This is a genomic window from Nocardiopsis sp. TRM 82005, assembly GCF_056312425.1.
Genome location: NZ_JBWDTQ010000023.1, coordinates 105,663 through 128,861 on the forward strand (window position 1 = coordinate 105,663; position 23,199 = coordinate 128,861).

Genomic DNA, 23,199 nt, shown 5'->3' on the forward strand with positions numbered 1-23,199 from the left:
CGGGGGCCGGGAACACACGGGTTTCGGGGCCCGGGCACTCCCCGGGGCGCCGTCCGCCGCGCCCCGGGGCCGGGCCTCCTACCGCGCGAAGCGGTCGGTCGCCTCGATCAGTTGGTCCAGGATGCCGGGCTCGTTGAACGCGTGTCCGGCGTCGTCCACGAGGTGGAACTCCGCTTCCGGCCACGCCTTGTGCAGTTGGTAGGCGGTGTGGGCAGGGGTACACACGTCGTAGCGGCCCTGCACGATCACGCCCGGGATGTGACGGATCCTCTCCGCGCCGTCGATGAGCTGGTCCGGGGTGAGGAACCCGCGGTTGTGGAAGTAGTGGTTCTCGATGCGCGCGAACGCCAGCGCGTAGTCCTCGTCGGCGTGGTGCTCGCGCAGCGCCGGGTTTGGCAGCAGGGTGACCGTGGACCCCTCCCACACGCTCCACGCGCGGGCCGCCTCCAGGCGCACGTCGCGGTCGGGCGAGGCGAGGCGGCGGGAGTAGGCGTCGACCAGGTCGTCGCGCTCCCCCTCCGGGATCGGTGCCAGGTACTCCTCCCACAGGTCCGGGAAGAGCATGGACGCGCCGTGCTGGTAGAACCAGGCGATCTCCTCGTCGCGCAGTGTGAAGATACCGCGCACGATCAGCTCGCTGACGCGGTCGGGGTACTTCTGGGCGTAGGCCAGCGCCAGGCAGCTGCCCCAGGAGCCGCCGAAGACCTGCCAGGTCTCGGCGCCGATCATCTCGCGCAGCCGCTCCATGTCCTCCACCAGCGTCCACGTGGTGTTGGTGGACAGGTCGGTGTCCATGTGACTGGCGTGCGGAGTGGAGCGGCCGCAGTTGCGCTGGTCGAACAGCAGGATCCGGTACCGCTCGGGGTCGAAGAGCCTGCGGTGGTCCGGTGTACAGCCGCCGCCGGGGCCCCCGTGCAGGAACACCACCGGCTTGCCCGCGGGGTTGCCGCACAGCTCCCAGTAGACATGGTGACCGTCACCGGCATCGAGCATCCCTGAGTCGTACGGCTCGATGGGCGGGTACAAGGTGCGCAAAGCGTGAGCCCTTTCGTGGACGTGTCCTCCCCGGGCGGTTCCCGAGGGAGGAAGTGCCGTGGCCGGGGATGTCCGGCGGGCACCTGGTCGGAGAGCGCCGGTCAGATCCGGTCGAGGAGCTGGGCCTTCTTGGCGCTGAACTCCTCGTCGGTGAGCAGCCCCTCGGCGTGCAGGCGTCCCAACTCGCGGATCTTGGCGAAGATCGCCTCGCTGCCGTCGACGGCCGCCGGCCCGGGACCGAGCGCGGCGGCCCCCGTCCCCGGCTCCTCCGCCGCGGCGACGTGGGCGTTGATGGTGGCCGCCATCAACAGGGTCTCCTCGCTGCCCTTGGAACCGTGCGACGCCAGCGTGAAGAAGTCGTTGTCCAGCGCGGTGGCCTCGGGGATGGTCACGCCGCGCAGGACGATACGCAGGTGTCCCTCGGTGACGTCGACCGGCGGATACCACTGGGCGGACTCGATCTCGGACAAGTGGTACTCGCGGGACTTCTCCTTCCCCTTGACCGTGGTGGAGAGCCAGCCGTCCCATTGCAGGCGCACACGGGTTCCGTCGAAGGAGACCGATCCCTCGGCGGTACGCGCTTGGAGCGGAGGGCGGGCCACCAGTCCCCTGGCCACCTCGCCCGGGTCGAGTTCCCCGGTGAGGGTCTCGCGGGCGAAGCGGGCCGAGACGGCGATCTGCTCGGAGAAGTACTCGGCGAGGAGCTCACTGTCGTTCGGGCCGGTGATCAGCAGCGGGGTGAGCGTGTCATGGCCAGGAGCGCCCAGGGCCGCGTAGGGGTCGGTACCCCCCGCCAGCCGCAACCGCAGCCGCCACCCGTGCTTGCGGTCGCCGCGGTCGAAGTCGACCTCGTCGACGGCGGCCAGCGGAACCGAGCAGCTGCCCAGGGACTTGAGCAGGGTGGGCACCTTGCGGTTGGAGCCGGAACGTATACGTACCGTCTCGTCATCGATTCGCCAGGTTCCATGGTGCCCGCGCAGTTCCTCCATGTGCACCAATCCTAGAGCCAGGCGGGGGTGGTGCCCGAGGGGTGTCGGGGCCGTCACCGGTGAAGCATCGGTGCCGTGCATCCCGGGTAGGACCAGCGGGGCACACCCGTTCCACCGCTCCTTTGCCCGGGCGGGGCCGCGGACAGTGCGGTCGGCGCCCTGTCCCCGAACCGGAGGTCGCCAGAGATGTCGAGAGAGAAGGCCGCCGCGGGTGCGGCGGAGTTCCTCGCCGCACGGGACCTGCTCCTGAGGCACCGCGAGGACCAGCAGACGGCGCACCGCGAGTTCGTCTGGCCCCGGCCGGACCAGTTCAACTGGGCACTGGACTACTTCGACGAACTGGCCGAACGGCGCCCGGACCGGACGGCGCTGTGGATCGTGGAGGCCGACGGGAGTCAGGCCAAGCACACCTACCGGCAGATGTCGGAGCGCTCCAGCCAGGTGGCGAACTGGCTGAGCAACCAGGGTGTGCACGCGGGCGACCGGATCATGGTGATGCTCGGCAACCAGGTGGAGCTGTGGGAGACGCTGCTCGCCGCGATCAAGCTCGGCGCCGTCGTCGCCCCGACCCCCGTCGCCCTGTCCGAGAGCGACCTGCTGGACCGTCTGGAGCGCGGCGACATCGCACACGTGGTCTGCGCGGCGACGGAGACGGAGAAGTTCGTGTCGCTGCGGGGGCACTGGACGCGGATCTGCGTGGGCTACGTGGAGGGATGGCTGAGCTACGCCGACTCCGAGCACGCCGGGCTGGACTTTCACCCGCCGCACCCCATCCACCCCGACGATCCCCTGTTGCAGTACTTCACCTCCGGAACGGCCTCCCGGCCCAAGCTGGTCACCCACACCCAGCGCTCGTATCCGGTGGGGCACCTGTCGACCATGTACTGGCTGGGTGCGCAGCCTGGCGACATCCACCTGAACGTGTCCGCGCCCGGCTGGGCCAAGCACGCCTACGGCAGCGTGTTCGCGCCGTGGAACGCCGAGGCGACGGTACTGGTGGTCAACCAGGAGCAGTTCGACAACGGACGGCTGCTGGACGAGGTGGTGCGCTGCGGTGTGGACACCCTGTGCGCACCTCCCACGGTGTGGCGGATGCTCTTGCAGGCCGACCCGGCCTCGTGGGACGTGGGACTGCGCGAGGCGCTGGCCACCGGCGAGCCGCTCAACGCCGAGGTGGTGAACCGGGTGCGCGAGGCGTGGGGCGTGACCGTCCGCGACGGGTTCGGGCAGACCGAGACGACCATGCTGCTCGGCAACGGCCCCGGCCAGGAGGTGGTGCCCGGGTCGATGGGGCGGGAGCTGCCCGGGTACGACGTGGTGCTGGCGGACCCGGCCACCGACGAACCGTCCGACACCGGACAGATATGCGTGGAGATGGCCGAGATACCCGTGGGGCTGATGAAGGGATACGCCGACAGCCCCGGACTCACCCGGGAGGTGACCAGCAGCAGCCGCTACCACACCGGTGACATCGCCAGGCGGGATTCGAACGGTTACATTACCTATATCGGCCGATCCGACGACGTGTTCAAGGCCTCAGATTACCGAATCTCACCATTCGAGCTGGAAAGTGTTCTGATCGAGCACGAATACGTGGCCGAGGCCGCCGTCGTCCCCTCGCCCGACCCGCTGCGGCTCGCGGTGGCCAAGGCGTACGTGGCGCTGGCCGAGGGGGCGGCCCCGGACGCCGAGACCGCGCGGGCGGTCCTGGCGTACGCGCGCGAGCGCCTGTCACCGCACAAGAGGGTACGCCGCCTGGAGTTCGCCGAGCTGCCCAAGACCGTCTCCGGTAAGATTCGTCGAGTGCAGCTGCGCCAGGCCGAGGCCGAGCGCGGCACGGTCACCGACAGCGTGCGCAACCCGCACGAGTACTGGGAGGAGGACTTCCCAGGGCTGAAGGAGTGACCGGGCCGGGGACAGTCCCGGCCCGTTCCGGCGGCCACCCGGACAATTGCCCGGGAGCCGCGGAAATTACGTCTCACAAAATGAGACGCTTTTTCGGCCGCCAAACCGGTGTGTTCTTTCCCATCGCGCGACCCGTGCCGAAATACCCGTGCGACCGTGCCGCCCGTGTCCGGCCGCGCTACTGTTTTCATGACGACAGCTTTCATGACGACAGCGAAAAAGGACAGACGGGACCCAAGGGGAACACCATGCCGAGCACGAACGACACACGGGTGGCCAGTTACAAGCCGCTCATCGCCCCCAGGGACCTACTGGCCGAGCTCCCGCTGGGTCCCGAGCGCAACTCCCTGGTGGAGGACTCGCGCGCCGAGGTCAAGCGGGTACTGGACGGCGACGACGACCGCCTGCTGGTCGTCGTGGGCCCCTGCTCGGTGCACGACCCCGAGTCCGCCATGGACTACGCCCGCCGCCTGGCCGAGCTGGCGCCCTCCCTGCGCGACGAGCTGTGCGTCGTGATGCGCGTGTACTTCGAGAAGCCGCGCACCACCGTGGGATGGAAGGGCCTGATCAACGACCCCGGCCTGGACGACACCTACGACGTGCACCGCGGCCTGCGTACCGCGCGCAAGCTCCTGCTGGACATCAACTCGCTGGGGCTGCCCGCCGGGACCGAGTTCCTCGACCCCATCACCCCCCAGTACATCGCCGACGTCGTCTCCTGGGGCGCCATCGGGGCGCGCACCACCGAGAGCCAGGTGCACCGCCAGCTGAGCAGCGGCCTGAGCACACCCGTGGGCTTCAAGAACGGCACCGACGGCGACGTCCAGGTGGCCGTGGACGCCGTCGGAGCCGCGGCCGCCTCGCACACCTTCTTCGGGATCGACCCGGCCGGTGCCGGTTCCGTGGTCGAGACCAACGGCAACCCGGACTGCCACGTCATCCTGCGCGGCGGACGCAGCGGCCCCAACTACGGCGCCGAGCCGGTCAACGCGGCCCTGGAGGTCATCGAGGGCGCCGGGCTGCCCCGCCGCCTGATGATCGACGCCAGCCACGCCAACAGCGGCAAGGACCACACCCGCCAGCCCGGTGTGACCGCCGCGATCGCCGCCCAGGTCGCCGAGGGCCAGAAGGGCATCGTCGGTGTCATGCTGGAGAGCTTCATCGTCGAGGGCGCCCAGAAGCTGGGGGACCCGGCCGACCTGACCTACGGCCAGTCGATCACCGACAAGTGCATGGGTTGGGAGACCACCGGCGAGGTGCTGTCCCAGCTGGCCGAGTCCGTGCGTCAGCGCCGCAAGAACGCCGCCTGACGACGGACACGCGAGGGCATCCGCGTCCGCTCAGGCGCGGATGTCCTTGTGCACGGCCCCGTCCTCGACCACCGCGGTGATGCTGCTCGGGCCCGCCGCCACCGCGATGTCGGTGAGGGGGTCCCCGGCGCAGACGACGATGTCGGCCCGCTTGCCGATCTCCAGCGTGCCGATCTCGTCGGCCAGGCCCACGAGTTCGGCCGCGTCCCGGGTCCCGGCGAACAGGGCGGCCTCTGTGCTCAGGCCGTGTTCCACGAGCAGTGCGAGTTCACGCAGGTTGCGGCCGTGCGAGCAGACACCGGAGTCGGTCCCCAGGGCCACACGCACCCCGGCGCGCAGGGCCGCGGACACGCGCTCGCTCAGGTGTTCCTGGAGCCTGAGCTTCTTGGCTACGGCGTCGTCCGCCGACTTCGCCGGGTCGGGCCGAGCGGTGGCCGTGGCCAGGGTGGGCACCAGGAAGGCGCCGCGCTCCCCCATCATGTCGATCCCGCGCTCGCCGATCTCGTAGCCGTAGTGCGGCGGCTGGTCCACCAGGTCGGCCGGGTTCATGCCGTCGCCGGACATGACCATGTGCACGTGGGTGTCGACGAACCCGGGCAGGACGGTGCACCCGGTCACGTCGATCTCGTGGTGCGGCCCGCCGATCCTCGGGGCGTCCGCGGCGGGACCCATCCAGTCGATCCGTCCGCCGCGCGCCACGACCACCCAGTCCGGACGGCGGCCCGGTGCCGGTTCCGTCGAACACGGTCCCGCCCCGGACCGTGACCGTCGTGTCCTCGGACCTCAGTGCCCTCCCTCCAGACGACCCGAGGCCGCCGCGCCTCCCGGATCCGTACTCCGGGGTGTCCGCGGCCGCTCCGACCGCCCCGGGCCCGACGGGATCACTCCCCGGCGGCCTCCGGCGGCAGGACCTCCAGCTCCACGAGCAGTTCGCGTCCCAGCGACACCCGCAACTCCTCCTGCCCGTCCTCCTCGAGTTCGATACGCAGCGCGAAGGTGTACAGTTCCTCGCCTCGCTCGACCCAGCCGACCCACCAGCCCGGCGCGGGCTCGACGCCCGTGGCCCACCCGGTCTTGGCGCACAGGGTGTAGCCGTCGCCCTCCTCCACGGTGGCGATCTCCTGGAGCGCCCGCTGGTGCTCCGTGTCCACGGGCAGGTCGGCGAGGGCCAGGTCGGCCAGGAATGAGGTCTGCTCCATGGCGGAGATCTCCAGCGGACCGTCCAGCCAGAACCCGTCCACCGAGTCCGCGTCGCCCACCGACCGGTTTCCGTAGTCGAATCGGTCCACCCAGGTCACCATCCGCTCGTGCCCGACCCTGCGGGCCAGTTCCTGGTAGACGGACAGGTTGGAGGCGGGAAAGGCTTCACGCAGGGACATGTCCCGCTCCCACTCGGGCACCCGCTGGGACCCGCCGCCGTAGGACAGCACCTCGTCCACGTCCTCGACCGCGCCCGTCTGTAGCCCGATCAGGGTGTTGGGGATCTTGAAGGTGGACGCGGGCACCGCGCGCTCATGGGCCTCCTCGGGCCCGACCACGGTCGCCCTCCGCTCCCGCACGTCGTAGAGCGCGAAGGCGCCCACGACCCCCTCCTCGGAGAACACCGCCTCCAGGTCCTCGCGCTCCTCGGCGGCCACGTCGCCCCGGGTCAGGGCACCGGCCTCCGGGCCGTCCCCGGAGGACCCGGCCGGATCCCCGTCTCCCGTGGCCCGCCGCCCTGCCCGGACTCGGCGCACCCGGTCCCCGCGGCCAGGGTGAGGACGCATCCGGCGGCCAGCGCGGGCAGGCCGCGTACCGTCCCCCGCAGCCTCCGGGACCCGTCCCCGGTGTCGGTTCGCATTCGCCATCCCCTCCACACGACAAAAGCCCGTCCTCGGCACACGCTAACCTCTCGACCCCGCCAGAGGGCGGTGACGGCGGGGACACCGGTCCGGGGTCCGGCGAGGTGCCGGGCTCGGAGGCGGGCGGCCACGGCTCCACCGGGGGCAGCTCCGGGCACTCTTGGGGGCCGTGTGCGGCCGCTGCTAGGCTGAACGTGTTGCTGACCCCGTACGGGAGAGTGCCCGCGTATCCAGCACGGGCCGCCGAAGGAGCAATTCCTCCCCGAAGACAACCTCTCAGGCACAGTGGACCGTACGGGCGAGACCACTCTGGAAAGCAGGGACGACCGTCTCTCGCCGAAGGTGCAAGCCACGCCGAGGCATGGCGAAGCTCTCAGGCACCGATGACAGAGGGGGAGGATGGCAACGCCACGTACGTCACGACGCCCATCCTCTCGGGAGTTCCCATGTCAGAGCCCGCATCCGCGCCGCGCGCCACGGCGCTGCGCGAGGCCCACGAGAAGGCCGGCGCCACCCTCGTCGACTTCGCCGGATGGCTCATGCCGCTGCGCTACGGCAGCGAGACCGCCGAACACAGGGCGGTGCGCGAGGCCGCGGGCCTGTTCGACCTCTCCCACATGGGTGAGATCCGGCTGACCGGACCGCAGGCCGCCGACGCCCTGGACTACGCGATGGTGGGGCACCTGTCCCGGGTCAAGGTGGGCCGGGCCCGGTACAGCATGATCACCGCCGAGGACGGCGGGGTCCTGGACGACCTCATCGTCTACCGGCTCGGCGAGGAGGAGTACCTCGTCGTGGCCAACGCCGCCAATGTGCCGGTCGTGGCCTCCGCCCTGGCCGAGCGGGCCTCCGGCTTCGACACCGAGGTCGCCGACGAGTCCGCCGACCACGCCCTGATCGCCGTCCAGGGTCCGCGCGCCGTGGACGTCCTGGCGCCGCTGACCGACGCGAACCTGGACGACATCCGCTACTACGCCGGGTACGAGCACACCGTCGCCGGTGAACCCGTCCTGCTCGCCCGTACCGGCTACACCGGCGAGGACGGCTTCGAGATCTTCGTCAGGCCCGCCACGCGGGCCCCCAAGGTGTGGGACGCCCTCCTGGCCGAAGGGGAGAAGCACGGCCTCGTGCCCGCCGGGCTCTCGGCCCGCGACACCCTGCGCCTGGAGGCCGGGATGCCGCTGTACGGGCAGGAGCTCACCGCCGACCTCACCCCCTTCGACGCCGGCCTGGGCCGGGTGGTCAAGTTCGACAAGGGCGACTTCGTGGGCCGGGCCGCCTTGGAGGAAGCCTCGCGCACCTCCCGTCCCCGCCGCCTCATCGGCCTCCTCGCACGCGGTCGCCGCCCGCTGCGCAAGGACCAGAACGTACTGCGCGACGGCACGGTCGTCGGAACCATCACCAGCGGCGCGCCCTCTCCCACCCTGGGCCGCCCCATCGCCATGGCCTACGTGGACGGCGACCTCGACACCTCGACCGGCACGTTCACCGTGGACGTGCGCGGACGGGGCGAGGACGTCGACGTGGTCGAACTGCCGTTCTACAAGCGGCAGTCGTAGAGCAGGGGCCTTCACACCCCGAAGGCCCGCACGCCCCGCGCGGCGGGATCCCCCACGGAGGGACCCGCACGCACGGGGCGCGACCGGGCGTAGGCCGGGCCGGGCAGCCGTACGGGCGCGCGGCAGGAAAATGGAACACCTCCAAGGAGAGTTGAAGTGAGCGTTCCCACGGAGCTGGGTTACACCGCCAAACACGAGTGGGTCGTGGTCGAGGACGGGGTCGCCACCGTCGGGATCACCTCGTTCGCCGCCGAGGCCCTGGGTGACATCGTCTACGTCGAGATGCCCGAGGCCGGCAGCGAGGTGTCCGCGGGCGAGCCGTGCGGCGAGGTGGAGTCCACCAAGTCCGTCAGTGACATCTACTCACCGGTCAGCGGCGAGGTCGTCGAGGTCAACGAGGCCCTCGAAAACGAGCCCGAGGCGGTCAACTCCGCCCCCTTCGGGGCCGGGTGGCTGTTCAGGGTGCGGCTCTCCGAGGAGCCCTCCGATCTGCTCTCCGCCGAGGAGTACACCAAACTGACCGAAGGCGAGGAGTAGGCCCACGATGGCTACTGACAACACGCTCAACCAGACGCTGGGCGAACTGGACCCCGAGGTGTCGGCCGCGGTCGACGCGGAGCTGGCCCGCCAGCGCGACACCCTGGAGATGATCGCCTCGGAGAACTTCGCCCCCCAGGCGGTCATCGAGGCGCAGGGCACCGTCCTGACCAACAAGTACGCGGAGGGCTACCCCGGTCGCCGCTACTACGGCGGGTGCGAGCACGTCGACGTCGTCGAACAGCTCGCGATCGACCGCGCCAAGGAGCTGTTCGGCGCCGAGCACGCGAACGTGCAGCCGCACTCGGGTGCGCAGGCCAACACGGCCGTGTACTTCGCGCTGCTCAAGCCGGATGACACCATCCTGGGTCTGGACCTGGCCCACGGCGGCCACCTGACCCACGGCATGAAGATCAACTACTCCGGCAAGATCCTCAACGCGGTGGCCTACCACGTGCGCGACGAGGACGGCACCGTCGACTACGACGAGATCGAGGCGCTCGCCGAGGAGCACCGGCCCAAGATGATCGTCGCCGGCTGGTCGGCCTACCCTCGCCAGCTGGACTTCGCCCGCTTCCGCAAGATCGCCGACTCGGTCGGCGCACTGCTGATGGTGGACATGGCGCACTTCGCCGGTCTGGTCGCGGCGGGGCTGCACCCCAACCCGGTGCCGCACGCCGACGTGGTCACCACCACCACGCACAAGACCCTGGGCGGCCCGCGCGGCGGCATGATCCTGGCCAAGGCGGAGTACGGCAAGAAGATCAACTCCGCGGTGTTCCCCGGTATGCAGGGCGGGCCGCTGGAGCACGTGATCGCGGCCAAGGCGGTCTCGCTCAAGGTCGCGGCGGGCGAGGAGTTCGCCGGGCGCCAGCGGCGCACCGTATCCGGCGCGAAGCTGCTCGCCGAGCGGCTGACCCGTCCGGACATGACCGAGGTCGGCGTGAAGGTGCTCTCGGGGGGCACGGACGTGCACCTGGCCCTGGTGGACCTGGTGAACTCCGAGCTCAACGGCAAGGAGGCCGAGGACCGCCTGCACTCGATCGGGATCACGGTCAACCGCAACGCGGTGCCCAACGACCCGCGTCCGCCGATGGTCACGTCCGGCCTGCGGATCGGCACCCCGGCCCTGGCCACCCGCGGTTTCGGCGACGAGGACTTCGCCGAGGTCGCGGACGTCATCGCCGAGGCGCTCAAGCCGGAGTTCGACGCCGCCGCGCTGCGCGGCCGCGTACAGGCACTGACCGCGAAGTACCCGCTCTACCCGAACCTGTAGAGCCCCGCCGTGCGGGGCCCGGTGCCCCGCACGGCACATCCCGGCCCTGTACTCAACGAGGAGGACAGCCATGGCCATCAGCGTGTTCGACCTGTTCAAGATCGGTATCGGACCGTCCAGCTCGCACACGGTCGGACCTATGAAGGCCGCGCACACGTTCGTGGACGGCCTGCGCGAGGGCGGACTGCTCGACGGCGCGGCCCGGGTGCGGGCCGAACTGTACGGATCCCTGGCCCTCACCGGCAAGGGACACGGGAGTGACACTGCCGTGGTCCTGGGACTGATGGGGCACACCCCCGAGCACGTGGACGTGGACTCGGTACCCGAGCTCGTCGGACGGGTGCGCGAGGGGCGGACCCTGTACCTGGGCGGGCCCGAGGGGCCGCCCGTGGCCTTCGACCCGTCCGTGGACGTGGATTTCCGGCGCAAGGAGAGCCTGCCCGACCACCCGAACGGGATGCGGTTCGTGGCGCTGGACTCCTACGGAACCGAGCTCGCCGCGAAGGTGTACTACTCGGTGGGCGGCGGGTTCGTCGTGGACGAGCAGGCCGTGGGCGCGGACCGGATCAAGCCGGACGACACCGCGCTGCCGTACCCCTTCGACAGCGCCGAGGAGCTGCTGGGGATCTGCTCCGAGACGGGGATGTCGATCAGCGCTGTGATGCTCGCCAACGAGCAGGCGTTCGGGCGCTCACCGGAGGAGATCCGCGCCGAGCTGCTCACCATCTGCGCGGCGATGCGCCAGTGCGTGCGCCGAGGTGTGACCACCGAGGGCAGCCTGCCCGGCGGGCTGAAGGTGCCCCGCAGGGCGCACCGCATGTACCGGCAGCTGGGCGGCAACTGCGACGAGTCGGGCCTGCTGGCGCCGACGAGCGTGGACTCCGATCCCATGCGCGGTAGCGACTGGATCACGCTGTACGCACTGGCGGTGAACGAGGAGAACGCCGCGGGCGGCCGTGTGGTGACCGCGCCGACCAACGGGGCGGCGGGCATCGTGCCCGCGGTACTGCACTACTACCTGCACTTCAGCCCGGGCGCGGGCGACGAGGGCGTGGTGCGTTTCCTGCTGACCGCCGCGGCGATCGGCATCCTGTTCAAACAGAACGCGTCGATCTCCGGCGCCGAGGTGGGCTGCCAGGGCGAGGTGGGCTCCGCCTCCTCGATGGCCGCCGCCGGCCTGGCCGAAGTGCTGGGCGGCACCCCCGCCCAGGTGGAGAACGCCGCGGAGATCGCCATGGAGCACAACCTGGGGCTGACCTGCGACCCGATCGGCGGCCTGGTGCAGGTGCCGTGCATCGAGCGCAACGCGCTGGCCTCGGTCAAGGCGATCAGCGCCGCCCGCATAGCGCTACGCGGCGACGGCAGCCACTTCGTGTCCCTGGACAAGGTCATCAGGACCATGCGCGACACCGGCCGCGACATGATGGACAAGTACAAGGAGACGAGTCGCGGCGGTCTCGCCGTCAACGTCATCGAGTGCTGAGGGCCGGCCGCCGGACGGGGCGGGGGCGCGCCGGCGAGCACGGGCCGAAGGTCTCGTGCCCGCCCTGCGCGATGGTGCGGGGCTCAGGAGATCGTGGCGGCCTCGTCCATGTACAGGAACTCCCACAGGTGGCCGTCGGGGTCGGCGAAGGAGCGCGAGTACATACCGGTGTGCTCGGTGGTGTTGGCGTTGGTCGCCCCGGCCACGGCCGCGGCCTCGGCGATCCGGTCGACGTCCTCGCGGCTGTCCACGCTCACACAGGTGATCACCTCCGCCCCGGCTGAGGTGTCGGCTATCCCGGAGGGCACGAAGTCCGCGAAGAACGGTTCGGCCAGGAACATGACGAAGGAACTGTCGTTGACGACCATGCACAGCGCCTTGTCGTCGGAGAAGGCGGCGGCGTAGTCGAAACCCAGCGCGTTGAAGAACTCGCGGGTGGCGTCGATGCTCTTGACGGGCAGGTTGACGAAGGTCTTTCGGCTCATGTGGCGAACCTAACACCGGGCGCCGACAGTTCACGGAGTCCTGGCCGCTGCGGGTCGGACCGTGCCGGGGTCCCCCTCCGGCACCGGAACGGCCCGCCCGGTTCGGAAGAGCCGCGCCGGCTTACGGGGACGGCCGCTCGTCGGTCCGCGGGGCGGGCTCGGAGGTGCGAAGCTCCTCATTGATCCGCAGCGCCTCCTCCAACTGGTCCTCCAGGATGATGATCTTGCAGGCGGCCTCGATCGGGGTGCCCTCGTCCACGAGCTCGCGGGCGCGGGAGGCGATCCTCAGCTGTTGACGTCCTCCTCGGGGTGGACCCCGGGGATTCCCACGACCTCGCGGCCATGGGCGCGGTGCGCCTCGCGGTGTCCGCTGGTTCCTGTTTCGCCGGCCGGTGCCCCACCCATGGGGTGATGGTCCTACCCGACCTCCCGCCCCTACTGCGAAGGCTTCGCCATGATCTCGCAGCGGGGCCCGGCGTTTCAGCTCTCCGCTTCCCGCTCTGGGACGAGTCTCCGTCCAGCGGCGAGCACGATGCGGGACGCGTTCACATCCCGGCCGTGTTCGGCACCGCACCCGGAACAGGCCCAGGTACGCACGTTGAGGGGTTTGGGTCCGTCGACCACCCAGCACTCCGAGCAGGTCTGCGACGACGGTAGGAACCGGTCGACCCTGGCGAAGGCGCGCCCGTACCGTTTCGCCTTGTACTCCAGCATGTGCACGAACGCCGACCACCCGGCCTCATGCACACCCTTGGCCAACTTCGTGCGCCCGAGCCCTTTCACACACAGATCCTCCACGAACACCGCTTGGTTGTCGTCGATGATCTTCGTGGAGAGCTGGTGGTGGAACTCGCGGCGCGCGTCGGCGACCTTCGCGTGCCGTGCGGACAGGTATCCCGGAGGCTGATCCGCCACCGTCCTTCGCGGGCCACCCGGCGGGTTCCGCGATGCCCTCGTCGGCGAGGTGGCTTCCGGCCGCCGCCGTGGCGGCGGCCCGTTGCCGGTCAGGAGTTCGCGCCCGCCGAGTCGGCGGCGTCGACCGCCGACACCCGGTCGGGATCGGGCGCCCTGGTGGCCAGGCTGACCACGGCCAGGGCCACCAGTGCGGCGGGAAGGGCGATGACGACCCCGTTGAGGTCGCCCGGTGTCCCGGCGATCTGCCACCCGATGGTGGTGGTGGCCCCGACCACCAGGGCCGCGACCGCGCCCGCGGTGGTCGCGCGCCTCCAGAACAGCACCGACAGGACCACCGGCGTGATCGCAGCCCCGTAGACGGTGTAGGAGTACATCTGGAGTTCCAGCACGGTCGGGAAGAACAGGCTCAGCGCGAGGCCCGCGAGCGCGATGCCCAGGACCGACAGGCGCTGGATCACGAGCTTGCGGCGTTCGCCGGCGCCCTCCCCCGCGAACCGCACGTACAGGTCGTAGGTGATGTTGGAGGCGCAGGAGAGCATGTACGAGGACCCGGTCGTGATGACGAAGGCGACCGCCCCGGCCAGGATCAGCCCGCCCAGCACCGCGGGCAGATACCCCTCCGAGGCCAGGCTCAGGACCGCCATGTCCCCGTTGATGCCGGGCATCAGGACCGCGGCGGCGGTGGCGAGCAGTACGACGGGTACGAAGACGAAGAAGCTGCCCAACAGCATGCCGACGGTCGAGGTGCGGGCCTCCCGTTCGTTCTTGGCCGCGGCCAGGCGCTGGTACATGTTCTGGTCCGCGAGCAGCAGCAGGAAGAGCGGAAGGAAGTAGCCCAGGAGCTGGAGGGCGGTCAGCCCACCGGTGAAGGTGGTCGCCTGCTCCGGCAGTCCGTCCCAGTAGGCGCCCGGCCCGTCGACCGCGGCGAACACCAGCGGCAGCGACACGAACAGGCCGAGCACGATCACGATGGCCGACACGAAGTCGGTGTAGGCGACCGAGAACAGGCCGCCGCTGACGGTCAGCAGCGTCACGACGACCGCGACGAGCAGAGTCCCCTGGGTGGCGGACAGCGGTGTGACCAGGCTGACGACGTATCCGCCGCCGACGAACTGGGAGGCGGTGAGCCCCAGGAAGGCGATGGTGGTGACCACGGCGGCCACGGTGCGGACACCGATCCCGAAGCGCACCTCCAGCAGCTCGGGGATGGTGTGCCTGGACGCACGGCGGATACGGCGGGCCGCCAGGAGCAGGACCAGGATGCCCAACGGGGTCCCCGCGAAGAAGACCAGGCCGGCCGTCGGGCCGTAGGTGTAGGCGAAGTTGGCGCCACCGATGACGGTGCCCGAACCGACCCAGGTGACCAGCATGGTGGCGATCATGACCGGGCGGGGGAGGCTGCGTCCGGCGAAGAGGAAGTCGTCACCGCCGCGCAGCCTGCCGGAGCGAACGAAGTAGAGGGCGATCCCGAGCATCGCCAGGATGTACACGGCGAGGATCACCAGATGGGTCGTCTGCATGGGCCACCTTGCGAGGTTCGAACCAGGGGATACGGAAGGGAGGGATCAACCACCGGAGGTGATCCGACCGAGCCATGAAAGCAGTCGCCCCCAGTGAAATGCAACACTCATTGCATTCACTGTGACTCAGAACACGCCGGTCTGACACTGCACCGTCGTCCCAGGTCACTCGCGCGAAGAACGCTCAGAAGAGCTCCGACTGCTCCCACAGGCGCTCTGTGTCGCGCGCGGCCTCCAGTACCGCGTCCCCGCCGATCCGGGCCAGTTCGGCCAACACCGCGTGGACCACCGCCATCGTCGGGGTGAGCGAGGGGAACATGCCCACGCCCTCGCTGGGGACCAGGAGCACGTGCGCGGCCCCGTCAACCAGCGGGGAGTCCCGCCTGTCGGTGATGACCGCCACCGGCACGTCCCGCCCACGGGCCACCTCCGCCGCCGCCCGCAGCGCGACGGGCAGCCGCCACAGGTCGCACGCCAGCAACAGGTCCTGCGGCCCCATCCGTGCCAGCGCGTTGACCAGAGCCGTTCCCCCGACGTCGAAGCGCTCCACGTCATAGCCCATGATCCCCGCGGCGTGCGCGAGTTGCAGGCCCGGTGCCGCGAAGGTCCCCGAGCCCACCACCCGCGTCCTGCGCGCCCCGTGGACCGCCTCCGCCAGGGCGCGCACCCTCCCGGGGTCGAGGGTCAGCTCCAGGGCCCGGAGCCCCTCCCTGTCCGCGCGAAAGGCCTCGCGCACCGGGTCGGCGTCGGCCCCGGCGTGCTCGGCCAGGACCTCTCCCGCGCTGAGCGAGGCCAGGTAGCGCGAGCGCAGCTCGACGCGGAGCGCGGGCCAGCCGGTGAACCCGAGGGCCTGCGCGGCCCGCACCACCGTGGCGACGTTGACCTCCGCCCGCTCGGCGAGCTCGGCGGTACTCGCGTAGGAGGCGAACCTCGGCTCGTCCCGCAGCACCCCGACCACGCGTTCGGCCGCACGGCCGAGGCGGCCGCCGCCGAGAGCGGCCTCGAACCAGTCCACCATCGCTCCTCCGTTCCGGCGCCCGGCCGCGCCGCCTCCCCAAGCGATACCACCGCCGCCGGACTCGCCCTCACCGCAAATGCAACATATATTGCAAGCACGTCGACCAACGGAGGTACTTCATGACCCGCCAGTCAGACCCGAACATCCTCTTCACGGGGGCCGGACTGCTCGACCCCGAGGCGGGCACCCGGACACCGGACTCCTGGCTCCTGGTGCGGGACGGCCGTATCGCGGGCAGCGGTCGGGGCCCCGCGCCCGAGGCCAGTCCCGAGGTCGAGGCCGTCGATTTGGAGGGGGCCACCCTCATGCCGGGCCTCATCGACGCCCACGTACACCCGACCGCCTTCAGCGCCGACCTCGGCGCCGCGATGGACCACTCCCCCTCCTACGTCGCCAGTTACGCCGCCCGTTCCCTCAACTCCATGCTCAAGCGCGGTTTCACCACCGTCCGCGACGTCGCCGGAGGGGACTGGGGGCTGGCGCGGGCCGTCGACGAGGAGCTCATCGACGGCCCCCGGCTCATGTTCGGCGGCAAGGCCCTGTCACAGACCGGCGGCCACGGCGACTTCCGCGCGCCGGGCCGCCAGGGCAACGACACCCACGCCTGCTGCCCCGGGGCGGGCATCGTCTGCGACGGACCCGTGGAGTTTCGCCGCGCGGCCCGTGAACAGCTGCGCACCGGTGCCCACCACCTCAAGATCATGCTCTCGGGCGGGGTGGCCTCCCCCACCGACCGAATCGACTCCACCCAGTCCTCCGAGGACGAGATCCGGGCCGTGGTGGAGGAGGCCGAGGCGGCCAACCGCTACGTCACCGGGCACGCCTACACGGCCCGCGCCGTCAACCGGGGGCTCCGGCTCGGTGTGCACTGCATCGAGCACGGCAACCTCATCGACGAGAGCAGTATCGAGCTGTTCCTGGAACACGACGCCTACCTGGTGCCCACCCTCGTCACCTACCAGGAGCTCTCCCGTCAGGGCGCCCGCAACGGTCTGCCTCCGGCCAGCCAGGACAAGGTCGACGCCGTGCTCAGCAGCGGCCTGGACGCCCTGCGCATGGCCCACGAGGCCGGCGTGAACCTGGTCTTCGGCAGTGACCTGCTCGGGGGTATGCAGGACCACCAGAGCGAGGAGTTCGCTGTCCGCGGCCGGGTCCAGCCCGCCGCGGACGTCCTGCGCGCGGCCACCGTCAACGCAGCGCGGCTCCTGGGGCTGGAGGGGACCGTCGGCACCCTGCGTGACGGTGCGTGTGCCGACCTCGTGGTGGTCGACGGCGACCCGCTCGCCGACATCGGGGTGCTCGCGGCCCCGGAGAAGAGTATCCGCACCGTCCTGCGCGGCGGCCGGGTGCGCCACGGACAGAGCACCGCGCGCTGACCGGCCGGCGCCGCGGAGGGCCCTGAGCGTTCCTGACGCCCGGTCCCGGATGCTCGGGCCCGCGCCAGAGGAGGGCCGCGCGCGACCTCGCGGGACTCTGGCCGGGCCTGGTCCCCGAAGGCCGCTGCCTCAACCGGTGCACACGGCCGCGCGGGTTCAGGCCAGACTGCGCCGGGGGTTCTTGGCCGGTGCCGTCATCGACATCCGCACGACGGCGGGCACCTGTTCCAGGTCGAGCGCCTGCCGCAGGTTCGCCAGCGCCTCCGAGCGCACCCGCTGCCACACCCCGGCCACGTCCGCGTCCTCGTCCAGGGTCAGCGCCAGCCGCAGACGCGGGGCGTCGGTGGACTCGGTCAGCCGCGCATGGGCGCGGCGCACCCCCGGGTAGTCGGCGACCTCCTGCTCCAGGGCGCCGCGTGCCACGTTCTCGGACATCTCCACCCGGCCCCCGTCACCGCGCTCCAGGACCAGGCGTCCCACCGTGTCGTTGAACCCTTGGGACATCAGCCAGCGCAGAGCCAGGAAACCGGCGACGAGGGCCGCCGCGACCACCGCGTAGGGCACCCACTGCTGGCCGAGCACCCCTTGGACCGCAGGGCTGAGCAGCGCGCTGCCGGCCGGCCCCCGGCCGAACAGGCCGAGTCCGACGGCCAGTGCCGCCAGCCCGAGGGCGAGCAGCACCGCTCCGACGACCGCCAGCCCCCACCGGTTCCCCCGGGCCGAACTGCGCGACCTGTCACGAGTCATGGTCACCCCTCCGCGTACCGCACGTGGGTGGCGATCCGCATGCTGCGCAGCGGTGCCAGCTCCTCCAGCCGCCGCTCCACGGCCGCGGTCACCTCGGCCGGCAGCTCCGCCGACTCGCGCATCCCGGTGCGCACGTTCACCCGGATCCTGTTACCGCGCATCGTCACGTGAGCGCTGTCGACCCCGCTGATGTCCTGTGCGGCGGCGCTCACCGCGCGACGCAGCGCGGGCCGGGTCAACCCCACCACCAGGGCGGGGTCGTCGGTGCGCAGCGCCGTCCAGCGGCCCCGTCCGGGGGCCAGGGCGGCCACGATCAGGGCCAGCCCGATCAGCGCCAGGACGGCCGACGCGATCTGTACCGACGGCGTCGACCAGGTCGTGGTCGACGCGTACCCGGTTGCGGCGTCGACCGGTACCAGGCGCAGCGGGCTGCCCGCCAGCGCCGAGATCACCTCGGCCGCGGCCACGACGGCCACGACGAGGACCACGACGCTCGTGACCACCGCGGGCCAGGACCGCCGCGGACGGAACGTGTGGACGGCCACCCGCTTGGCTCGGCGGTCGACGCCCTGGTCGGGACGTCCGAGTACCTCTTCCACGGTGGTCATGTCAGCGCACCAACTCCGCGATCTCGATGTCGATGTGGCGGACCCGTTTACCGGTGATCCGCTCGACCCGCTGCTTGACGTGCCCGCGCAACCGCCCGGCGATCTCGCGGGCGGAGCGCGGGTAGTGGACGCCCACTCGCAGTCGCAGCAGGACGATCTCGCCGCTCATCCGGGCCCGCGCGGCACGCGACCGGACCAGCAGCGCGCCGGGGACCTCCCGGATCGCCTGCGTGGCGGCCTTCTCGACCACGTCGGACTCGATGACGATACGGCCGCCCGGGTCGCGGCCCTCTACGCCGCGTGCACTGTCCGGGGCACCGCTCGGATACTTCCTCTGCCGGGGCACCGTGCTGGTGCCCACTCCGGTCACGTCCGCTCTCCGCATCTCAGGCGGAGCGCCGCGCGAACATCGCGGTGAGGTCGATCTCGCCCGCCATCGCCCGGCCGGCGACGAACCCCGCCAGACCCAGGATCAGGACCAGCGCGAAGGCCGTGAACCCGCCGAACGCGGCTGCGAGCCCCAGTACCGTCCCGTAGGACAGCCCAACGATGGGCCACATGGCTTCCCCCTCTTGTCCAGCCTCTGGTGCTTCTTCCTCAGCCGCCCGCGCGGGAGTCCTCCTCCAGACCCGCGACCACGTCCTCCACGGAGATGTGGACGGTCCGGCCCCCCGCGAGCGGGGTCAGGACCCGGCGCGTCTCGGCTGCGATCTCCGGCAAGGGCCGCCCGTAGCGGACCACGACACCGACCTCGACGCTGTCGGGGTGCACCGCCACCCCGCGGACCCGTCCGCCGGGGACCGGAGTGGCCAGCGTCCCGAACCCGCCGGACGACAGCCTCACCACGTCCGGGAAGCCCTCGGCCTCCCGTGCCAGGTGCCGGGCCACCTCGCCCGGATCTTCGCCAGTGCCCACGACTACTGGACCCGAGGCGCGGGCTCGCCTTCCTCTTCGCGCTCGTCGTCGGGTAGGTGGATGTCGTCCACCTTGATGTTGATCTCGGTGACCTCCAGGCCGGTCATGCGCTCCACCGCGGTGGTGACGTTGCGCCGAACGGCCGAGGCCAGGTCCCGAATGGCGGCGCCGTACTCCACGACCACGTCGATGTCGATGGCGGCCTGGCGCTCGCCCACCTCGACAGCGACCCCCCGTGCCACCGAGCCCTTGTCCCCGCCGGTCATCACATCCCTCACGGCACCGACGGCGCGCGCGGTCCCGCCGCCCATGGCGTAGACGCCGCCGATCTCCCGCGCGGCCATGCCGGCGATCTTGGCGACCACCCCGTCCGCGATCTGTGTGCGCCCGCCCTCTTCGTGTGAGGCGTCGCCCCGGCCCGGCCGGTTCGACTCACGGGCTCCCGGCACCTTGGCTTCGCTCTTCATCTCCGTCACTGGTCTCCCCCTGCGCAGTGTGCGGCCCGCGGTCGCGACCCTGGGGCACGAAAGCGTCCCCGACCCTGCTCGCGGCGCCGTCGACGTGCTTTCCGCCCATGTCCGTCCCCCCACCCGGAAGGCGCACCTCCGGATGCCGGACCGAAACCCCGCACCCATCCGTCCGTCTGAACGGCTGGAAGGTTTCGAACTGATCACACCATATACGCACAATGTGTAGTCGACAAGGCACCTTGGGCAAGGTTTTGCTGGTCAGAACAGGTAACTCTGCTCTTATCCCTGCCCCAAAGAAGCGTGGGGAACCTACTGGAAGCAAGAAAACGCAAGGGGCGCCCGAAGGCGCCCCTGTCTGTCCGAAAACTATTTCCCACGTGTCGCCACGGGAGGAACCGCGACCGTGGTCAGCCGAAGATGACCGTCTTGTCCCCGTTGAGCAGGACACGGCGCTGCGCGTGCCAGTGGACCGCGCGCGCCAGCGCCACCGACTCCAGGTCCCTGCCGATCGCCGTGAGCTGCTCCGGGCTGTGCGTGTGGTCCACCCTGGACACCTCCTGCTCGATGATCGGGCCCTCGTCGAGGTCGGCCGTGACGTAGTGGGCGGTCGCGCCGATCAGCTTCACGCCACGCGTGTGGGCCTGGTGGTAGGGGCGGGCGCCCTTGAAACTGGGCAGGAAGGAGTGGTGGATGTTGATGATCCGACCGGACATCTTGGCGCACAACTGCTCGGAGAGCACCTGCATGTAGCGGGCCAGGACGACCAGGTCCACGTCGTAGGAGTCGACCAACTCCAGCAGCCGCGCCTCCTGCTCGTGCTTGGTCTGGGCGTTGACCGGCAGATGGTGGAAGTCCACACCGTGGGAGTCGGCGAGGAACTCCAGGTCCGGGTGGTTGGAGATCACGGCGACGATGTCCACGTCCAGCAGTCCGCTGCGCTGACGGTAGAGCAGGTCGTTGAGGCAGTGGCCGAACTTGGACACCATCACGATCACACGCGGGCGCGCGTCCCGGGGCTTGAGGGCCCACTCGACGAACGAGTCCCCGTTGCCGACCTCGCCCGCGAGCGCCGCGAACGCGCTGCGCAGGACGTCCTCCCCCACCACGCCCCCGGCCCCCCGCTCGGCCACGAACTGCATCCGCAGGAAGAAACGCCCCGTGTAGTGGTCGCCGTACTGCTGACTCTCGGTGATGTTGCAACCGTGGTCGGACAGCAGGTTGGCCACAGCGGCAACGATGCCCCGGCTGTCGGGGCACGAAAGGGTCAGGACGTACTCACGCTCACTCATGGAAAGAACCACTCCCGGAATCGGACGGCTGCTCAGCCGTGACGTCCCAGGATATCGGCCGCCGCATACCCCCGGGAGAGCACCCCGCACCGCCCCGCGGACCTCCGGGAGAGGCTGTTCTGCCACTCAGGGAATGTGAAGAACATTCATGTTCTGACATCCTTGGGACATGACAAGCTTGCGCGAGACGTACGAGACCGTCACCCGTGGCCTCGACGCCCCCTTCGCCATGGTCGACCTGGCCGCCCTCCGAGCCAACGCGACCGCACTGACCGACCGCGCCCATGGCAAGCCCGTCAGGATCGCCAGCAAGTCCGTGCGCAGTCGCGAACTGCTACGTACCGTCCTCGCCCTGCCCGGATACGCGGGGATCATGGCCTTCACCCTGGCGGAGGCACTGTGGCTGGCCACCGGGGACAGCCCGGTGAGCGATGACGTACTCGTGGCCTACCCCACCGTCGACCGGCGGGACCTGGCCCGGCTCGTCCGTGACCCCGGTGCCGCCCGCTCCATCACCCTGATGGTGGACGACACCGCCCACCTGGACCTGATCCGTGCCGCCGTAGCCGAGGCCGCCGAATCCCGCGGGCCCGACGCGCCACCGGTCCGGGTGTGTCTGGACACCGACACCAGCTGGCAGCCGCTGGGCCCGCGCACGCGTGTGGGTGCCTACCGCTCCCCCGTGCGCACCCCCGCCCAGGCCGCCGCGTTCGCCCGCGCCGTCGTGGCCCGTCCCGAGCTGGAGCTGGACGGGATCATGGCCTACGAGGGCCAGATCGCCGGAGTGGGCGACGCCCCGCCCGGCAGGCCCCTCTACGGCCGCCTCCTACGCGCCGTCCAGCGCCGGTCCGCCCTGGAGCTGGCCCGGCGCAGGGCCGCGATCGTGCACGCCGTTCGCGCCGTGGCCGACCTGCGCTTCGTCAACGGCGGCGGAACCGGCAGCCTGCACACCACCGGCAGGGAGAGGGCCGTAACCGAGCTGGCAGCGGGCTCTGGGCTCTACCACCCGCACCTGTTCGACAACTACCGGTCCTTCGACGGACGCCCCGCCGCCCTGTTCGCGCTCCCGGTGGTCCGCCGCCCCGCCCCGGGCGTGGCCACCGCCCTCGGCGGCGGCTACCCGGCCTCCGGGCCGGTGGACGCACACCGCGCCCCGGTCCCCCACCTGCCCGCCGGACTGTCCTACAGCCCCGACGAGGGCGCGGGTGAGGTGCAGACGCCCCTGCTCGGTACCGCCGCCGACGGCCTGTCGGTCGGCGACCGTGTGTGGATGCGCCACGCCAAGGCGGGAGAGCTGTGCGAGCGCTTCGACACCCTGCACCTGGTCGACTCCGACACCGGCGAGTACACGGGTGCCGTCCCCACCTACCGGGGCGAGGGACGGACCTTCCTCTAGACCGGGCTCCGTGCCCGCGCCCCCAGGCCGCCCCCTCCGCGTTCCACCAGCCGGCGGCCGGTCCCCACAAGCGAAGGAGGGGTCCGCACTGTGCGGGCCCCTCCTTCGACTGCTGCGTGCGCTACCTCCTGCGGCGAACGGCCCAGGCCACCACTCCCGCGGCGACGACGGCGCCGACGCCGACCGCGAGGTACACGACCTCCGGGGGGAGCTGTCCGCGCGACTGGTAGGTGGTGACGACCTCGTCATCGCCGTTGACGACGATGCTGCCCTCCGCGGGCTCCACGGAGTGGCTCTGTACGCGCACCGCGCCGCCGCCGACCACCAGGGCGCGCGCCTCGTCGACGATCCGGGCGCCGCGCTCGCGGGCCCTGTCCATCTGCCGCCGAGCGATGTTGGCCGGCCGGGCCTGCACGCTCAGCTGGTCCAGGGTCTCGGCGAGCCGCCGCTGTTCGCGGTTGATCTCGGTCTCGATCTCCGCCGGGGTCTGGCGCGGTCCGGTGTCGCGTCCCGTCATAGGGTGCC

23 protein-coding genes, 2 pseudogenes and 1 riboswitch are annotated in these 23,199 nt (G+C 71.0%); of the genes and pseudogenes, 8 read left to right on the plus strand and 17 right to left on the minus strand.

Annotated elements, in window-relative coordinates:
- Positions 1–78 precede the first annotated feature (78 nt).
- Positions 79–1,035 (minus strand): prolyl aminopeptidase, encoded by a 957-nt coding sequence (gene pip, locus AC0T5L_RS18965; protein ID WP_476166781.1) that lies wholly within the window; start codon positions 1,033–1,035, stop codon positions 79–81.
- Between the two features lie 101 nt (positions 1,036–1,136).
- On the minus strand, positions 1,137–2,024 hold the full coding sequence (locus AC0T5L_RS18970; RefSeq protein ID WP_476166782.1) for a DUF4429 domain-containing protein: 888 nt from the start codon (positions 2,022–2,024) through the stop codon (positions 1,137–1,139).
- 186 nt (positions 2,025–2,210) lie between these two features.
- Here AC0T5L_RS18970 and AC0T5L_RS18975 point away from each other — a divergent pair, with 186 nt between their 5' ends.
- Together AC0T5L_RS18975 and AC0T5L_RS18980 are read left to right on the plus strand one after the other, a co-directional pair.
- On the plus strand, positions 2,211–3,929 hold the full coding sequence (locus AC0T5L_RS18975; RefSeq protein ID WP_476166783.1) for an AMP-binding protein: 1,719 nt from the start codon (positions 2,211–2,213) through the stop codon (positions 3,927–3,929).
- Between the two features lie 248 nt (positions 3,930–4,177).
- Positions 4,178–5,239, plus strand: coding sequence for a 3-deoxy-7-phosphoheptulonate synthase (locus tag AC0T5L_RS18980; protein WP_476166784.1), 1,062 nt, complete (start codon positions 4,178–4,180; stop codon positions 5,237–5,239).
- Between the two features lie 30 nt (positions 5,240–5,269).
- On the opposite strand, the gene AC0T5L_RS18985 is transcribed toward AC0T5L_RS18980, so the two are convergent.
- Positions 5,270–5,911, minus strand: a complete 642-nt coding sequence (locus AC0T5L_RS18985; protein WP_476166785.1) for an amidohydrolase family protein — start codon at positions 5,909–5,911, stop codon at positions 5,270–5,272.
- A gap of 209 nt (positions 5,912–6,120) precedes the next feature.
- Entirely contained in the window at positions 6,121–6,891 is a 771-nt protein-coding gene (locus AC0T5L_RS18990) for a penicillin-binding transpeptidase domain-containing protein (protein WP_476166826.1), read from the minus strand.
- 390 nt (positions 6,892–7,281) lie between these two features.
- A riboswitch (glycine riboswitch) is annotated at positions 7,282–7,383 on the plus strand.
- 143 nt (positions 7,384–7,526) lie between these two features.
- Between AC0T5L_RS18990 and gcvT the strand changes: the two genes are divergently transcribed.
- The 4 genes from gcvT (at position 7,527) to AC0T5L_RS19010 (ending at position 11,935) form a co-directional block, all read left to right on the plus strand.
- A complete protein-coding gene (gene gcvT, locus AC0T5L_RS18995; protein ID WP_476166786.1) occupies positions 7,527–8,639 on the plus strand; it encodes a glycine cleavage system aminomethyltransferase GcvT in 1,113 nt (370 codons plus the stop codon).
- Between the two features lie 156 nt (positions 8,640–8,795).
- A complete protein-coding gene (gene gcvH / locus AC0T5L_RS19000; protein ID WP_476166787.1) occupies positions 8,796–9,176 on the plus strand; it encodes a glycine cleavage system protein GcvH in 381 nt (126 codons plus the stop codon).
- 7 nt (positions 9,177–9,183) lie between these two features.
- Positions 9,184–10,452: a serine hydroxymethyltransferase gene (locus AC0T5L_RS19005; RefSeq protein ID WP_476166788.1), complete on the plus strand. Its 1,269-nt coding sequence runs from the start codon at positions 9,184–9,186 to the stop codon at positions 10,450–10,452.
- A 70-nt stretch (positions 10,453–10,522) separates the two neighbouring features.
- The gene (locus tag AC0T5L_RS19010; RefSeq protein ID WP_476166789.1) at positions 10,523–11,935 is read left to right on the plus strand and encodes an L-serine ammonia-lyase; all 1,413 of its coding nucleotides are present in this window, start codon (positions 10,523–10,525) and stop codon (positions 11,933–11,935) included.
- An 83-nt stretch (positions 11,936–12,018) separates the two neighbouring features.
- Here the strand turns inward: AC0T5L_RS19010 and AC0T5L_RS19015 are convergent, their stop codons facing one another.
- The 5 genes and pseudogenes from AC0T5L_RS19015 to AC0T5L_RS19035 all read right to left on the minus strand — a co-directional run bounded on the left by AC0T5L_RS19015 (position 12,019) and on the right by AC0T5L_RS19035 (position 15,873).
- Positions 12,019–12,420 carry a VOC family protein gene (locus AC0T5L_RS19015; protein ID WP_476166790.1) on the minus strand — a complete coding sequence of 134 codons (402 nt, stop codon included), beginning with the start codon at positions 12,418–12,420 and terminating at the stop codon, positions 12,019–12,021.
- Between the two features lie 121 nt (positions 12,421–12,541).
- Positions 12,542–12,721 (minus strand): annotated as a pseudogene (locus AC0T5L_RS19020) (MerR family transcriptional regulator); the annotation flags it as partial.
- Positions 12,722–12,900: 179 nt separating this feature from the next.
- A pseudogene (locus tag AC0T5L_RS19025) lies at positions 12,901–13,299 on the minus strand (RNA-guided endonuclease InsQ/TnpB family protein); the annotation flags it as partial.
- Positions 13,300–13,424: 125 nt separating this feature from the next.
- On the minus strand, positions 13,425–14,855 hold the full coding sequence (locus tag AC0T5L_RS19030) for a sodium:solute symporter family protein (RefSeq protein WP_476166791.1): 1,431 nt from the start codon (positions 14,853–14,855) through the stop codon (positions 13,425–13,427).
- Positions 14,856–15,039: 184 nt separating this feature from the next.
- Positions 15,040–15,873 (minus strand): MurR/RpiR family transcriptional regulator, encoded by an 834-nt coding sequence (locus tag AC0T5L_RS19035; protein ID WP_476166792.1) that lies wholly within the window; start codon positions 15,871–15,873, stop codon positions 15,040–15,042.
- Positions 15,874–15,992: 119 nt separating this feature from the next.
- On the opposite strand from AC0T5L_RS19035, the gene AC0T5L_RS19040 reads away from it, so the two are divergent.
- Positions 15,993–17,249 carry a metal-dependent hydrolase family protein gene (locus tag AC0T5L_RS19040; protein ID WP_476166793.1) on the plus strand — a complete coding sequence of 419 codons (1,257 nt, stop codon included), beginning with the start codon at positions 15,993–15,995 and terminating at the stop codon, positions 17,247–17,249.
- A 156-nt stretch (positions 17,250–17,405) separates the two neighbouring features.
- Here the strand turns inward: AC0T5L_RS19040 and amaP are convergent, their stop codons facing one another.
- The 7 genes from amaP to purU all read right to left on the minus strand — a co-directional run bounded on the left by amaP (position 17,406) and on the right by purU (position 21,278).
- Positions 17,406–17,996: an alkaline shock response membrane anchor protein AmaP gene (amaP, locus tag AC0T5L_RS19045; RefSeq protein WP_476166794.1), complete on the minus strand. Its 591-nt coding sequence runs from the start codon at positions 17,994–17,996 to the stop codon at positions 17,406–17,408.
- 2 nt (positions 17,997–17,998) lie between these two features.
- Complete coding sequence (locus AC0T5L_RS19050; RefSeq protein ID WP_476166795.1) at positions 17,999–18,604, minus strand: DUF6286 domain-containing protein; 606 nt, start codon at positions 18,602–18,604, stop codon at positions 17,999–18,001.
- 1 nt (position 18,605) lies between these two features.
- Complete coding sequence (locus tag AC0T5L_RS19055; RefSeq protein WP_476166796.1) at positions 18,606–18,974, minus strand: Asp23/Gls24 family envelope stress response protein; 369 nt, start codon at positions 18,972–18,974, stop codon at positions 18,606–18,608.
- A 16-nt stretch (positions 18,975–18,990) separates the two neighbouring features.
- The gene (locus AC0T5L_RS19060; RefSeq protein WP_476166797.1) at positions 18,991–19,164 is read right to left on the minus strand and encodes a hypothetical protein; all 174 of its coding nucleotides are present in this window, start codon (positions 19,162–19,164) and stop codon (positions 18,991–18,993) included.
- 37 nt (positions 19,165–19,201) lie between these two features.
- Complete coding sequence (locus AC0T5L_RS19065) at positions 19,202–19,519, minus strand: hypothetical protein (RefSeq protein ID WP_476166798.1); 318 nt, start codon at positions 19,517–19,519, stop codon at positions 19,202–19,204.
- A gap of 2 nt (positions 19,520–19,521) precedes the next feature.
- Entirely contained in the window at positions 19,522–19,986 is a 465-nt protein-coding gene (locus AC0T5L_RS19070; RefSeq protein WP_476166827.1) for an Asp23/Gls24 family envelope stress response protein, read from the minus strand.
- Between the two features lie 410 nt (positions 19,987–20,396).
- A complete protein-coding gene (purU, locus tag AC0T5L_RS19075) occupies positions 20,397–21,278 on the minus strand; it encodes a formyltetrahydrofolate deformylase (RefSeq protein ID WP_476166799.1) in 882 nt (293 codons plus the stop codon).
- Between the two features lie 169 nt (positions 21,279–21,447).
- On the opposite strand from purU, the gene AC0T5L_RS19080 reads away from it, so the two are divergent.
- The gene (locus AC0T5L_RS19080) at positions 21,448–22,674 is read left to right on the plus strand and encodes an amino acid deaminase/aldolase (RefSeq protein ID WP_476166800.1); all 1,227 of its coding nucleotides are present in this window, start codon (positions 21,448–21,450) and stop codon (positions 22,672–22,674) included.
- 121 nt (positions 22,675–22,795) lie between these two features.
- Here the strand turns inward: AC0T5L_RS19080 and AC0T5L_RS19085 are convergent, their stop codons facing one another.
- Positions 22,796–23,191 (minus strand): DUF3618 domain-containing protein, encoded by a 396-nt coding sequence (locus AC0T5L_RS19085; RefSeq protein ID WP_476166801.1) that lies wholly within the window; start codon positions 23,189–23,191, stop codon positions 22,796–22,798.
- Positions 23,192–23,199: the final 8 nt, after the last annotated feature.

Coding starts and splice junctions, on each gene's coding strand:
- AC0T5L_RS19040 (WP_476166793.1), top strand. CDS start 15,993: ATGACCCGCCAGTCAGACCCGAACATCCTCTTCACGGGGGCCGGACTG.
- AC0T5L_RS18975 (WP_476166783.1), top strand. CDS start 2,211: ATGTCGAGAGAGAAGGCCGCCGCGGGTGCGGCGGAGTTCCTCGCCGCA.
- AC0T5L_RS19085 (WP_476166801.1), bottom strand. CDS start 23,191: ATGACGGGACGCGACACCGGACCGCGCCAGACCCCGGCGGAGATCGAG.
- AC0T5L_RS19060 (WP_476166797.1), bottom strand. CDS start 19,164: ATGTGGCCCATCGTTGGGCTGTCCTACGGGACGGTACTGGGGCTCGCA.
- AC0T5L_RS18985 (WP_476166785.1), bottom strand. CDS start 5,911: ATGGGTCCCGCCGCGGACGCCCCGAGGATCGGCGGGCCGCACCACGAG.
- amaP (WP_476166794.1), bottom strand. CDS start 17,996: ATGACTCGTGACAGGTCGCGCAGTTCGGCCCGGGGGAACCGGTGGGGG.
- AC0T5L_RS19010 (WP_476166789.1), top strand. CDS start 10,523: ATGGCCATCAGCGTGTTCGACCTGTTCAAGATCGGTATCGGACCGTCC.
- AC0T5L_RS19030 (WP_476166791.1), bottom strand. CDS start 14,855: ATGCAGACGACCCATCTGGTGATCCTCGCCGTGTACATCCTGGCGATG.
- AC0T5L_RS19050 (WP_476166795.1), bottom strand. CDS start 18,604: ATGACCACCGTGGAAGAGGTACTCGGACGTCCCGACCAGGGCGTCGAC.
- AC0T5L_RS19080 (WP_476166800.1), top strand. CDS start 21,448: ATGACAAGCTTGCGCGAGACGTACGAGACCGTCACCCGTGGCCTCGAC.
- AC0T5L_RS19005 (WP_476166788.1), top strand. CDS start 9,184: ATGGCTACTGACAACACGCTCAACCAGACGCTGGGCGAACTGGACCCC.
- AC0T5L_RS19070 (WP_476166827.1), bottom strand. CDS start 19,986: ATGAAGAGCGAAGCCAAGGTGCCGGGAGCCCGTGAGTCGAACCGGCCG.
- AC0T5L_RS18980 (WP_476166784.1), top strand. CDS start 4,178: ATGCCGAGCACGAACGACACACGGGTGGCCAGTTACAAGCCGCTCATC.
- AC0T5L_RS19015 (WP_476166790.1), bottom strand. CDS start 12,420: ATGAGCCGAAAGACCTTCGTCAACCTGCCCGTCAAGAGCATCGACGCC.
- AC0T5L_RS19035 (WP_476166792.1), bottom strand. CDS start 15,873: ATGGTGGACTGGTTCGAGGCCGCTCTCGGCGGCGGCCGCCTCGGCCGT.
- purU (WP_476166799.1), bottom strand. CDS start 21,278: ATGAGTGAGCGTGAGTACGTCCTGACCCTTTCGTGCCCCGACAGCCGG.
- gcvT (WP_476166786.1), top strand. CDS start 7,527: ATGTCAGAGCCCGCATCCGCGCCGCGCGCCACGGCGCTGCGCGAGGCC.
- AC0T5L_RS18970 (WP_476166782.1), bottom strand. CDS start 2,024: ATGGAGGAACTGCGCGGGCACCATGGAACCTGGCGAATCGATGACGAG.